We start from the raw sequence: 12,372 nt of genomic DNA, 5'->3' as shown, positions 1-12,372 counted from the left end.
GCTCGCTATTTGTCGACCCAGCCGTACTTCAGGCCGAGCTCGGCCAGCCGCTCGCGGATCCTGGTGATCTGGCCGGCGGTCAGGCTCGAGTCGGCGACCAGCAGGCACTCGGTCACCTCGCGGCGGAAGTCGTTGGCGGACAACACGTCGAAGAACTCGCCGTCGGCCGGCGTACGCTCGCTGAACGCCGGCTCGGCGTGGTCGGCCGGTCCCTGCGGCGAGATGATCCGCACCGACGACGCCTTCGGGCCGCGATCGCCGTCCTCCACCACGAAATCGACCACCACACCGGGCCGCATCAGGTATTTCGGATCGCTCATGTCGTTGACGTGCAGGAAAACGTCCTCGCCGCCGGAGTCCGGCGCGACGAACCCATAGCCCTTGGTCTGGTCGAAGCTGACCACCCTGCCTCTGGCCACCACACCACGCTCCACAAAATCGACGCTCCACCGCACACCTCGTCCGGGCTCGCCGGACGGTGAGCACACCTTACTCCGCTTTGTCCGAAGCGCGTGCCGGCACCTGCCGAGGTTCCGCGACCGCGTGCCGTTTCGCCGCCGGCTCGCGGAAAACCCACCACCGCGAGGCCGAGTACGTGAACAGGGCGACGCACGCCGACGCGGTCAGCCGCGCGATCCGGAAGTCCAGGCCGAGCGTGCTCAGCCCGGTCGTCACGCCGAGCGTGAGCAGATAGTCGCCGGCCACCACGAAGGCATAACGCACCGCCTGCCAGCCAACCGGGGCGTGCGACTTGAAATTGACCGTACGGTTCAGCATGAAGTTGACCGAAAACGCGGTCAGGTAGGCGATCGAGACGCAGACCGGCAACGGCAACGGCGTCGTGGTCCGCAGAATCCACAGCAGCACCAGGTCGATGCACAGTGTGAACGCGCCGAGGATGGCGAACCCGACCAGGTCTCGCGGCAGGATCCGGCGCGGCCAGCGCGGCAGCCGGTCCACCCAGCCGGTCAGGAAGTCGCCGAACCGCTCGGCGCGTCGCGTCACACCGCTCACAGGTCAGATCTTGCCCAGATCACCACCCGCGATGGCTAGCCGCAACCGGTACGTACACCCAACGTTCATCTCAATTGAGCAGCGCGTTGAGGCCGCTCGCCTGCGTACGCCAGTCGCGTACCGTCGGCGGACCCGACCAGTGCAGTCCGAGGTGGTTGAGCGGGTCGCGGTCGGCCTGCCAGACCGTGTCGGCCTGGTGTTGCGCGTACGCGCGATAGCCGGCGTCGACCTTCACCAGATCCAGCAAATAACGCATGAACACGCCTTTGAACTGCTTCTGGTTGTCATCGCAGTTGCCGGCCGCGTCGCACGACTCGGTGAGAACACCGTTCGGGCTCAGCGTCGAGGACGCGATGGCAGCGTCCGCCATCCGCTTGGCGAAGGCCAGCTGCGACGCGTTACCGGTCGCTCGCCACAACTCCAGCGCGCCGCCGATCGCCAGGCCCTGGTTGTACGTCCAGACCGTGCCGCCATTGTTGTGACAGCTGGCATCCAGGCCGTCGTTGACCAGGCCGGCGGAGTTGACCATGCCGCTCGCGACAAACCAGTTCCAGCCGGTCGTCGCGCGGTTCAGCCAGGTGGTGTCGCCGGGCATTCTGTTGTGCAGCGCGGCGGTCATCCGCACGTAGAGGCCGATGGTGACCGCGTTTTTGTACGTACGCTCACGATCCCACCACACGCCACCGCCACACGTGCCGGTGTCCCAGTAACCCTGCACATAGTCGGCGATGGTCTGCGCCATCGCGAGGTATTTCGGATCGTGTGTCAGGTCGTACGCCTGGATCCAGGCGATCCCCCACCACTCGGTGTCGTCGATGGCACGGCTGACGAAGTTGCCTTCGATCGCGTCCGAGCTCTTCACGCCGGCCGGGAAAACGCCTTTGTTGACTTCGAAAGTGCGGTCGATGACCCAGCTGTAGTCGGTGCGGCCGGTCCGCTGCTGGTAGTCCATCACGGTGGTCACCGAGACCGCCGAGTTCCACCAGCTCGACGGCCACCACGCGGTGTCGGGGTTGTAGTCGTAGATCAGCGCGTCGGCAGCCGCCGCGGCGCGGTTGTCCGCCGGCCTGGCCCACGCCGTGCAACTGCCGTTGTTTCCTTCCACAGCACGACCGCACGCACGCACGGCGCCACCGTAGAGCAACAGTTTCGGGTCTCTCGTGGCGAAGAGTGTCGTACGCGTCGACGTTGCTCCGGCCCCGACGCCGATCCGGCCGAGCGAGGATCCTCCTGGCCAGGAGGCACCTTCGTTCCACGACCGGTCCAGCCACACCTCGTCGCCGGCGCGACCGTTGGACAACGCACCCCAGGCCATGCCGCGGTTGTCGATGTGCAACGCGATCTGCCGGCCGTTCAAGGTCGTCGCCGGCACCGGCTGGTTGTCGCCGACAGCGGTGGATGGATCGGCCTTGTCACAGGCGGCATCGCAGGCGTTGACGTAGACCCAGTCCGTGCAGTTGACCGCATTGGCGTCGCCGCAGGCGCGGATCATGCCTCGGCGGTGGTTGGCCGGGTCGGCGAGGTTGTACATCAGCGTACGCGTGCCGGTCCAGGTCGACGGAATGCTCGCCTTGCCAAGCAAACCGTCCCAGCTGGAGCCGTCGTCCCAGCTGCGGTCCAGCCAGACCGAGTCGCCGGTCACGCCGTCGTCGATGCTTCCCCAGGCCATGGCGTCCACATCGGACACGTGCAGCACCAGCCGCCGGCCGTTGATGATCCGGTCGGCGACCGGAAACTTCTCCTGTCGCGCCAACGAAGGATCTCTGGTGTCACAGAAGACGGAACAGACCGGTGCGGCGGCGGCCGGCGCCTGGAAGAGGCTGCCGACAATGACGGCGGCGAGCAGGATTTTCAGCATCAGGCCCCCAAAGGCGTTGCGTCGCGCCACGTCGAGTCGGCGTCGTACAGGTTGGGATTGTCCCAGGCGTGGCCGGCGCCAGCGGCGGAAATGTAGACCAGACTGGAATAGTGCCGGACGAAATAGGTCGGATAGTTGTACGACTCCAACGACGCGTTGCCGGTGCCGCCGGCACGCGGTTGCTGCGCACAGAAGGTGGCGTCTTTCTGGAACAGCACCGATCCGTCGGAAGCGTCACTGTGCAGCTGGTAGTTGCTGTGCCGGAGGAAATGTCCGGGCTGGTTGCGCGATTCGAAGGAATAGCAGGAGTTGTCGGCGAGGCCGGCGCGTACCACGAAGGTCGCGTCCTGTCGGTCGGCCTCCGGACTGCCGGCGTCGATCACGTCCGTACGCACGTCGGATCCGGAGTGCCGGAGATAGCGGTTGGTGTATCCGGTCGTGGTGACACCAAAAGAGTGCGCGGCGCCTTCCTGCAGATCGCCGCCACTGCGCCACCACGGTCCGACCACGTTCCAGGTGGCGTCATCGGCGAACGAACCACCAGGGTCCGTGTCCATCCACACCTCGGAGTTGCGGTGCCGCATGAAATAGCCAGGAAGACTCGGCGACTGGAAGGACGTGCCGCCGCCGGACAGTCCTTGCTTGGCGCAGAAAGTCGCGTCCGCCGGCGCGGGATTGGCCTCGCGATAGACCCGATAACCGCGGTGTCGCAGATACTGTCCGGGGAAGTTGCGCGACTCGAAGGAATAGCAGGCACTGTCGGAAAGTCCCGGCCGGACCCAGTAGGTCGCGTCCTGTTTCAACACCTTGTCGCTGCTGGCGTTGACGACCTCGGTGTTGGCGACGCCGCCGATGTGCCGAAGATAGCGGTCGGTGTAGCCAGGAGTGGTGACGCGTAAGGAAACCAGCTTGCCGACCGGCAGCACGGTGCCGCTCGCCGCGGCGACGACTTGCAGGTTGACCGCACGTACGCGCGCGAAGTCCATCTTGCGCACCTGCCGGTCGTAGGTGAAGAAACCGTTGATCTCGTCCTCGACGTCGGTCGGCTGAGTGTAGATCGACCCGGAAACGCCTTGGCTGATCAGTTCCGGAAGCTGGCCGGTGATCTGCACATAGCGCGCGGTCAGCGCGTCGGAGTTCGGCTGGATCTCGTACGCGAAGGTGTGCGCCGGATCCCATTCGTGGCCGGTCACGTGCAGGCCGAGCCCGCCGTACTCGCCTTGCACCAGCACCCGTGTCGCCGTCGGCGACCGCGTGACCCCGGGTCCCACGTACGTGTGGTCGTCGATGACATCGCCGTTTCCGGGATCCGGGTCGGAGTCACAGCAGTTGGAACCGGAGTCGTGGTTGACCAGCCGCGTTGGATCGAGGCTCTTCACCAGGTCGGCGATCCGGCCGGCGTCGTACTCACCCCAGCCTTCGTTGAACGGAATCCATTGCACGATCGAGGTGATCCCGCGGTGGTTTTCCACCATCCGCCGCAACTCGGACTCGAAACGCGCCTGGCCGGCCGGCGACGCGTCGCGGCCGGCCACCATCGCCGGCATGTCCTGCCAGACCATCAGGCCGAGCCGGTCGGCCCAGTAGAACCAGCGCGCCGACTCGACCTTGATGTGCTTGCGTACGGTGTTGAAGCCGAGCGCTTTTTCCTGCTCCAGGTCGAATCGCAGCGCCTCGTCGGTCGGAGCGGTGTAGATGCCGTCCGGCCAGAACCCCTGGTCCAGCGTGCCGAGCTGGTAGACGAACTTGCCGTTCAGCGTGGGCCGCAGGACACCACCGAGGACGGCTTTTCCGACCGAGCGCATGCCGAAGTAGCCGGTGACGCTGTCACCACCGGAAAGCGTGACCCTGAGGTCATACAGGAACGGGTCGTCCGGGGTCCACAGATGCGCGCCCGGCACCGGAACGCGGATCGCGCTGCCGGTCGTGCCGCTCGCCTCGCCGACGACTTTTCCTTGTGTCAGCACCTGAGCGCGTACGGTCTGGCCGGTGGCACCGGCGGCCTGGACGGTCAGGTCGAGAGCACTCGCCGGCAGGTTCGGGATGGTGTCGAGCCTGCTGACGTGACCGGCCGGAGTCGGCTCCAGCCAGGCCGTCTGCCAGATGCCGGAGGACGGCGTGTACCAGATGCCACCCGGGCTGAGCCGCTGCTTGCCGAGCGGAATGTCCTGGCTGTCCACCGGATTCCACACGCCGACGACGATTTCGTTGCCACCGGGCCGAAGAGCGGCGGTGATGTCATACGAGAACGCGTCGTAGCCGCCTTCGTGAGTGCCGACCGCGGTCCCGTTGACCCAGACCTTCGACTGCCACATCACCGCGCCGAAGTTGAGCTGCACGTGCTGTCCGGCCCAGTCGGCGGGCACGGTGAAAGTGCGGCGATAGAACATGTACGCCTCGTGCCGCTGGATGCCGGACAACGCCGACTCGATCGGATACGGCACCAGCACTCTTTCGGCCAGGTCCCGGTTGACCGGCGGATCGTCGAGGTTGGCCGCACCGGCGAACTGCCAGACGCCGTTGAGGCTCTGCCATCGCGTGCGTACCAGCTGTGGCCGTGGATACTCCGGCAGCGGATTGGTCGTGGAGACCTGGTCGGTCCACGGCGTCTTCAGCGGTGGCTGCTTCGGCGCGAACGCCGCGGCGGCCGGACCGCTCGCGACCAGGCCGGTCGCCAATAGCGCGAAAACCGTGATGATTACCCGCCAACGCATGGACTGCTCCTTCCGGTAGGCGGTCCGTCGGGTCAGGGTCGGGACCGGTAAGCAGTTCCCGTGAAGTTGTCAAATGCGGATATGGCGAGCCATACGATTCCAGCTGGGAGCCAGCCTGAAAACGTTCCCAACGCCTGCTGTCCTGATCCGGCCACCCCGGCGGGTGGTCTAGTCCTGGCCAAGCCGGTTGGACGGATTGCCGGCTTTGGATCTTCCGGCGCCGCACCGGCGGTGTTAGCGTGCGCAGCCGCTACTGGACCGACGAAAGGGAACCGGAGATGGCGAGGGGTCGTTTTGTTGCTCTGGCACTGATAACGGCGATGCTGGCGACCGGAGCGAGCCAACCGGCGGCGACCGCTGAGGCACCGCTGCGGGTGCTGCCACTCGGCGACTCGATCACCGACGGCGGCGCCGACGGTGGATATCGCAGCGATCTGTGGCACTTCTTCCAGGCGGACGGCCGGTCGGTCGACTTCGTCGGCAGTCGCAGCGGCGGCCCTGCGCACCTCGGCGACAAGGACCACGAAGGCTGGCCGAGCATGACGATCCAGTGGATCAACGACAACGTCGTCGACCGCATCCCCAGCCTCGCGCCGGATGTCATCCTGTTGCACATCGGCACGAACGATCTCGGTGACGACACGTCGATCGCCGGTGCGCCGGAGCGGCTGCGTAACCTGATCGACCGGATCACCACGAAAGCCCCGAGCGCGAAGCTCTACGTCGCCAGCATCATCCCGATCGCCGACAACACCAAGAACCGGCGCGTACTCGCATACAACGCCACCATTCCGGGAATCGTCGGCTCGTTCGCCTCGGCCGGAAAGAACGTGTCCTTCGTGGACATGAATTCCGCGGTGCCGGCCGTCGAGCTGGCCGACGGCGTCCATCCGACCTACGGCGGCTATTCGAAGATGGCGGCACGCTGGTATTCGGCGATCCTCGGCACGCCGATGCTGCGTTACGAGGCCGAGGCGACCGCCAACGCGGCGCTGTCCGGCGATGCCATCCGGCGGATCGACGGGGACCGCAGCTCCGGCGGCCAGCGCGTCGGCTACATCGACGTGCCGAACAGCTCGACGCTGACCTTCACCGTGTACGCCGGAAAAACCGGACCGCACCGCGCGTACATCCGTGGCGGCAACGGCATGACGACACCGTGCTCGCACTTCCTGTCGGTCAACGGCGGTCCGGCCAGCACCGTCACGTATCCGAACTATGGCTGGGAACAATGGGGCGTGGTCGGTGTCACCGTCAACCTGAACGCCGGACCCAACACGCTGCGCTTCACCAAAGGCGACTGCTACACCGAAATCGACGCGCTGGATCTGACCACCTCCGCCTAACATCGGCAGGTGTGAAACCGTTTCGCATCGACATCCCGCAGAGCGACCTGGACGATCTGCACGAGCGGCTCGACCGTACGCGCTGGCCCGACGAGCTTGCGGACGTCGGCTGGTCGTACGGCGTGCCGCTCGGCTATCTCCGCGACCTTGCGCACTACTGGCGGCACCGTTACGACTGGCGGGCCGCCGAGGCGCGGCTCAACGAGTGGCCGCAGTTCGTCACGACGATCGACGGCGCGACCGTCCACTTCGGACACATCCGGTCACCGGAGCCGGAGGCCACACCGCTGATCATCACGCACGGCTGGCCGGGGTCGGTCGCGGAGTTTCTCGCGATCGCCGGCCCGCTGTCGGATCCACGCGCGTACGGCGGCGACCCGGCGGACGCGTTTCACCTCGTGCTGCCGAGCATCCCCGGCTTTGGCTTCTCCGGTCCGACCCGCGAGAAAGGCTGGGAATTCAAGCGTGTCGCCAACGCTTTCGCCGAGCTGATGGCGCGGCTCGGCTATCGCCGCTATGGCACGCAAGGCGGCGACTGGGGTGCTGCGATCTCACGCGAAATCGGCCGTACGCATGGCGACCAGGTCATCGGCGTGCACCTCAACCTCCTCCCCCAGTCCGCGGCCGAAGGCGAACCGGACGAGGCATCGCTGAGCAATGAGCAGTGGCAGCGCGCGAAGCGGTCGTGGACGCGGTTGTTGGCTTGGAAGAAGGAAAAACAGGGTTATGCCGACCTGCAGTCCACGCGCCCGCAGACGCTCTCGTACGCTCTCACCGACTCGCCGGTCGGCCAGCTGGCGTGGATCGCGGAGAAGTTCCACGAGTGGACCGATCCGCGCAGCACGATCGACCGCGATCACCTGCTGACAAATGTCATGATCTACTGGCTCACCGCGACCGCCGGCTCGTCGGCACGCATCTACTACGAGCGCGCGCACGCCGAATACTGGGGACAGCCACCGGAGCCGTCCGAGGCGAAGACCGCGCTCGCGGATTTCGCGTACGACAACTTCGTGCCGCTGCGGCACATCGCCGACCGGACGAACAACATCGTACGCTGGACCAGCTTCGACCGCGGCGGCCACTTCGCCGCACTGGAACAACCGGACCTGTTGGTCGCCGACATCCGCGCGTTTTTCAGGTCGATCGCGGGAAAACACTGAACCGAGCGGCACGCAGCAACGGACCCGGCCGGTCGAGCGAGCTCGGATGCTCCACCATGCTCAACACCTTGCCGCGCCGCGCACTCGTCCGCGAATCCGTACGCGCGGCGCGGAAAAGCAGGTCGTGCGACCATTTCATCAGCCGGTACGCGCGCGGATACGGACCGGTGACGTGCGGCAACTCCAGGTCGGCGAAGGTCGACACGCGCCAGGCGGCGTCGACGACCACGCGTACGCGGTCGAAATACGACCACGCCGGCTCCTCGAGTGCCGGACCGTCGCGAAGATACGCGGACAGGCAGGAGGCGTGCAGCGTCGCCGAGCTCATGCCTTGGCCATAGATCGGGTTGACGGACGCCACGGCGTCGCCAGCGACCACCAGACCAGCCGGAAACCGTGCCAGCCGGTGAAAATCCCGCCGCCGGCTGTCGGCCTGGTGATAGGTCCGGACCGGTCCGATCAGCTCGCCGCGCTCGGCGATGTCGGCGAACATCGGCGGAAAGTCGCGCCGGCACCGCAGGCGATAGTCGTCGAGGTCGCGGCTCGGCCGGTCGTCGGCATAGCCGGAGATCAGCATCAGCCAGCGATCCCGCTCGACCGGCATGATGCTGCCGATCCGCGGCACCCGGCCGTGGCCCGGCGTGTCCTGCGAGGTCGCGGCCCAGGTGTCGCCGACCGCCGCGTCCCGGCGGAAAAGCGCGGTCGCGTAGTTGACTTTCACCGCCATCCGGCGCATGGGCGCCGCCGGCCAGCCGGCCGCGGCGAGCCAGTCGGTCAGCCGGCTCGACCTGCCGGTCGCGTCGACGACCAGGTCGCCGCGCTCGACCACGCCGCTGTCGAGTGCGGCGCCGACGACCTTGTCTGCCTGGAAAACAACGCCGGTCGCGCTGCCGTACGCGATGCGGACGTTACCGAGCGCCAACGTACGCCGGCGCACCTGCGCCTCCAGAAACGGCCGGGTGGCAACCAAACCGCGCGCTCCGGACCGCCGCGGCATCGCCGGCAGCCGTACGCCATTGGTGAACCGCTGGATGGTGTCGCCTGGCGTCTCGGTGGCGCCGGCGGCCAGCACTTCGTCATGGAAACCAGGAAACCATCGCTCGAACTGCCGCTGGCCGCCGGCGAGCAACGCATGCACTTGGCCGCCCTGCGGCACGCCGGGCCGCGGCTGTCCGCCGACCTCGGACGCGTCGCGCCCCACGACGACGACCTCCTCGGCGTGTTCGCTGAGGACTCGCGCCGCCATCAGGCCGGCCATGCTGCCGCCGAGCACGACGGCACGCCGCATGATCCTTCGTGACGGCGGCTGGTGGTCGACCGTACTGAGGTCGGCGAACAGGCGTGCGGCTGTGGGTCGCATTCCACCATCGTCACCGACGTTGGTCTCGATCCGGCAACATCGCCGAAAAGGCCGGAGCGTGGATCACGCCGAACAGGCCGAGGCGCAGGGCCCGCAGAAGTGTTGCCGGGTCGGCGAGCGAACTGGGATGGGCCATCATCGTCGTGACCCGGCTCAGCTTTTCGTTGATCCTGGCGTCGGTCATGGACGCCTTGAACATCAGGCCGGTGAACCATTTCGTCAGCCGATAGCCGCGCGGATAGGGCCCGTCGACGTGCGGCAGCTCGATGTCGGCGAACGTCGACACCTGCCAAGCCGCGTCCACGACGACCCGCACCTGCTCGAAGTACGAGCGCGCCGGCTGGTCGAGCGACGGGTTCGACCGCAGATACGCCGAAAGACAGGACGAGTGCAAAGTCGCGGACGTCATCCCCTGACCGTACACCGGATTGAAGGATGCCACCGCGTCGCCGGCGGCGACGATGCCGGCCGGAAACCGGTCCAGCGCGTCGAAGTCGCGACGCCGGCTGTCCGCCTGATGGTAGGTGACGACGCCGCCGATCATCTCGCCATGATCGGCGATCTGGCCGAAGACAGCGGGGAAATCGCGCCGGCAGCGCTCGCGAAACTCCTGCTCGTCCCGGCTGGGCCGGTCGTCGCCGTAGCCGGAGATGAGCACCAGCCAGCGGTCGCGTTCGACCGCGAGGATGCCGCCGATGCGTGCCGTACGCCCGTCGCCTGGCGCGGTTTGCGAGGTGACCACTGCGATATCGCTGACCCGGTCGTCCCGTTTGAACACGGCGGTCGCGTAATTGAGCTTGATCGGCATGCGTGTCATCGGTGGCTGCGGCCAGCCGTTGGCCGCCAGCCAGTCGGTCAGCTTGCTCGACCGGCCGGTCGCATCGACGACGAAGTCTGCGGCCTCGGTGACCGGGTCGTTTCCGTTGGCAGGTACGAAAGTCACGCCGGTGACGCGGTCACCGGTGAACACCAGTCCGTCGGCACGGCCGGCCAGCAGCGTGATGTTGTCGGCCGCCAGCGTCTTGCGGCGTACGCGTGACTCAAGAAACGGCCGCGTGCTCACCAAAGCCGGCGCGACCGTGCGCACCGGTGGCGCCACCCGCAGCTCGCCGTTGACGAACAACTGCGTACGCTCCGGCGACGGCTCGACCGCGCCACTGGCCACGGCTTCCTCATAGAAACCAGGAAACCAGCGGTTGAGCTGCGTCTGACCGGCCGGCAGCAGCGCATGCACCTGCGTCCCCTGTGGCACCCCCGGACGCGGTGCCTCGCCGTTGTCGGAATCGTCCCGCTCGATGATGACGACTTCCTCGGCATGCTCACTGAGCACCCGCGCCGCCATCAGTCCGGCCATGCTCGCGCCGAGGACGATCGCGCGGCGCATCAGGATCCGGCTGTCGTCTGGCGGCCGCGGCGTGCAGATCTCGGCGAATCGCTGCGCAGGCGAAGGTGGCATCCGCGGACTCCAGGAGCGAGAGAAAGAGTAACGACTCTTAACTCTACCGCGTACGCGCTCCGAGGTCGGCCATCACGCCAAAATGGTCGCTGGCCCACACGCCGTCGACCGGCTGGTCGAAAATCCGTTCACAGGCGTCGATCCGCAGCGTCGAGCCGCCGTGCAGTCCACAGCGCACCAGCACGTAGTCGATCCGGCCAAACGGCCAGTCGCCGTCCGACATCAGCGGATTGTCCGGGGTGTAGGTGATGCCGGCCTCGCCGGGATGCCGCGCCTCCCAGGCGTCGCGATAGCAGACGCTCAGACCGTCGAGCGACTGCCGGCCGGTCCAGAACCGGATCGAGCTAGCCTGCGGATCGGCGTCGAGGTCACCGGCGACGATCACGTCGCGATCGCCGGCGATCGACTCCAGGTGGTCGGCGACCATCCGGGTTTGCAGTTCGCGCTCGTACGCATAGGAAAGCTGCCAGTTGGGGAAATGGTTGGCGAAGAACAGCGGACCGGTCGGCGCCGAGACCTCCACGACCAGCGCACCGCACTCGAAGCCGGCCGTACGCGGCGTGACGTGCAGATCGAGCTCGTCGCTGCCGCGGACCGGCCAACGGCTGGCCACCGCGATGCCGGTGCCATTGGGGTTGCGCGCTTTTTGTTGGACCAGGTGGAAATCCGAGCCGAGCAGGTCGGCGGCCTGGTCGTACGCCTCGGCCAGGATCACCTCCTGGAAGGCCACCAGATCCGGCCGCAGCCGCCGCAGGCCTTCCGTCAGCACGGCACGCCGTCGCGGCCAATCGCCACACATTCCCCACAGGTTGAGCGTCACAACACGCATGGCCGTACATATACCCCGCGCGCCGACCGTTGACGCGTGCGCGACGAGATGATCGAATGACCGCCAGCGTCGCAGTGCACCCGGCCAGGAGACCGCCGCGGGCATGGAGGCGTGGAACGTCAGGACATTCTTCATGGAGGCACCACGCGAACGCGTGATCGCGTTCGGCGTCGAGCTCATCCGCGTCCACCAATGGCTTCGCGACGAGCTGGCGCGGCTGCGCGACAACATCGGCACCGGCACACCAATCACCCTGCAGGCGCATTGCGCCGCTTTCTGCACGGCGTTGACCCGCCACCACACCAGCGAGGACGACGACGTGTTTCCGCTGCTCGCCGACCGTTTTCCGGAGCTGTCGCCGATCATCGACAAGCTCCGCGAGGACCATTGGCTGGTCGCGGACGTCCTGCGACGACTGGAGAACCTCCCGTCCGAAAGCGACATCGACGGCCTGGCCGCGATCTTGGAGTCGCATTTCCGCTTCGAGGAACGACAGATCGTAGGACTGCTCGACGGCTTGGAGGTCGACGAGTGGCACCGCGAGACGCCTGCCTTCTTTACGGACGGCGGTTGACACTGCCCAGATGACATGCTTACTTGGATATCGTCATTATCTGAGTGGCGGTCGGAGG

At 66.8% G+C, this 12,372-nt stretch carries 10 protein-coding genes; 3 read left to right on the top strand and 7 right to left on the bottom strand.

Annotation, left to right across the window (positions count from 1 at the left end; all coding sequences use genetic code 11):
* Nucleotides 1-5: 5 nt before the first annotated feature.
* The 4 genes from GNX95_RS04705 to GNX95_RS04690 form a co-directional block, all read right to left on the bottom strand.
* Nucleotides 6-419 carry a cold-shock protein gene (locus GNX95_RS04705; protein WP_163505910.1) on the bottom strand — a complete coding sequence of 138 codons (414 nt, stop codon included), beginning with the start codon at nucleotides 417-419 and terminating at the stop codon, nucleotides 6-8.
* Nucleotides 420-489: 70 nt separating this feature from the next.
* Nucleotides 490-1,014 carry a GtrA family protein gene (locus tag GNX95_RS04700; protein WP_163505909.1) on the bottom strand — a complete coding sequence of 175 codons (525 nt, stop codon included), beginning with the start codon at nucleotides 1,012-1,014 and terminating at the stop codon, nucleotides 490-492.
* Between the two features lie 70 nt (nucleotides 1,015-1,084).
* On the bottom strand, nucleotides 1,085-2,902 hold the full coding sequence (locus tag GNX95_RS04695; RefSeq protein ID WP_222853394.1) for a glycoside hydrolase family 76 protein: 1,818 nt from the start codon (nucleotides 2,900-2,902) through the stop codon (nucleotides 1,085-1,087).
* Nucleotides 2,872-5,586, bottom strand: coding sequence for an AbfB domain-containing protein (locus tag GNX95_RS04690; RefSeq protein ID WP_163505908.1), 2,715 nt, complete (start codon nucleotides 5,584-5,586; stop codon nucleotides 2,872-2,874). Before GNX95_RS04690 ends, GNX95_RS04695 begins: the two co-directional genes overlap by 31 nt.
* 320 nt (nucleotides 5,587-5,906) lie before the next feature.
* Between GNX95_RS04690 and GNX95_RS04685 the strand changes: the two genes are divergently transcribed.
* Together GNX95_RS04685 and GNX95_RS04680 are read left to right on the top strand one after the other, a co-directional pair.
* Entirely contained in the window at nucleotides 5,907-6,932 is a 1,026-nt protein-coding gene (locus tag GNX95_RS04685) for a GDSL-type esterase/lipase family protein (RefSeq protein ID WP_163505907.1), read from the top strand.
* Nucleotides 6,933-6,943: 11 nt separating this feature from the next.
* Complete coding sequence (locus GNX95_RS04680) at nucleotides 6,944-8,095, top strand: epoxide hydrolase family protein (RefSeq protein ID WP_246281508.1); 1,152 nt, start codon at nucleotides 6,944-6,946, stop codon at nucleotides 8,093-8,095.
* On the opposite strand, the gene GNX95_RS04675 is transcribed toward GNX95_RS04680, so the two are convergent.
* Genes GNX95_RS04675 through GNX95_RS04665 form a run of 3 tightly spaced genes read right to left on the bottom strand, consistent with a single transcriptional unit; the run spans nucleotide 8,070 to nucleotide 11,740 of the window.
* A complete protein-coding gene (locus GNX95_RS04675) occupies nucleotides 8,070-9,455 on the bottom strand; it encodes an FAD-dependent oxidoreductase (RefSeq protein ID WP_222853393.1) in 1,386 nt (461 codons plus the stop codon). The genes GNX95_RS04680 and GNX95_RS04675 overlap by 26 nt on opposite strands.
* A 10-nt stretch (nucleotides 9,456-9,465) precedes the next feature.
* Complete coding sequence (locus GNX95_RS04670) at nucleotides 9,466-10,911, bottom strand: FAD-dependent oxidoreductase (RefSeq protein WP_187369597.1); 1,446 nt, start codon at nucleotides 10,909-10,911, stop codon at nucleotides 9,466-9,468.
* A gap of 43 nt (nucleotides 10,912-10,954) precedes the next feature.
* Nucleotides 10,955-11,740 carry an endonuclease/exonuclease/phosphatase family protein gene (locus GNX95_RS04665; RefSeq protein WP_163505905.1) on the bottom strand — a complete coding sequence of 262 codons (786 nt, stop codon included), beginning with the start codon at nucleotides 11,738-11,740 and terminating at the stop codon, nucleotides 10,955-10,957.
* A gap of 133 nt (nucleotides 11,741-11,873) precedes the next feature.
* On the opposite strand from GNX95_RS04665, the gene GNX95_RS04660 reads away from it, so the two are divergent.
* Nucleotides 11,874-12,314: a hemerythrin domain-containing protein gene (locus GNX95_RS04660; protein WP_163505904.1), complete on the top strand. Its 441-nt coding sequence runs from the start codon at nucleotides 11,874-11,876 to the stop codon at nucleotides 12,312-12,314.
* Nucleotides 12,315-12,372: the final 58 nt, after the last annotated feature.

The sequence above is a fragment of the Fodinicola acaciae genome (assembly GCF_010993745.1).
GTDB lineage: Bacteria > Actinomycetota > Actinomycetes > Mycobacteriales > HKI-0501 > Fodinicola > Fodinicola acaciae.
Note: the sequence above shows the minus strand (reverse complement) of the source record. Positions and strands in the feature narration are given on the sequence as shown.

Bases quoted from the DNA above. Each gene is read 5' to 3' on its own strand.
- GNX95_RS04690 (WP_163505908.1), bottom strand. From the start codon at position 5,586: ATGCGTTGGCGGGTAATCATCACGGTTTTCGCGCTATTGGCGACCGGC.
- GNX95_RS04685 (WP_163505907.1), top strand. From the start codon at position 5,907: ATGCTGGCGACCGGAGCGAGCCAACCGGCGGCGACCGCTGAGGCACCG.
- GNX95_RS04675 (WP_222853393.1), bottom strand. From the start codon at position 9,455: ATGCGACCCACAGCCGCACGCCTGTTCGCCGACCTCAGTACGGTCGAC.
- GNX95_RS04670 (WP_187369597.1), bottom strand. From the start codon at position 10,911: ATGCCACCTTCGCCTGCGCAGCGATTCGCCGAGATCTGCACGCCGCGG.
- GNX95_RS04665 (WP_163505905.1), bottom strand. From the start codon at position 11,740: ATGCGTGTTGTGACGCTCAACCTGTGGGGAATGTGTGGCGATTGGCCG.
- GNX95_RS04660 (WP_163505904.1), top strand. From the start codon at position 11,874: ATGGAGGCACCACGCGAACGCGTGATCGCGTTCGGCGTCGAGCTCATC.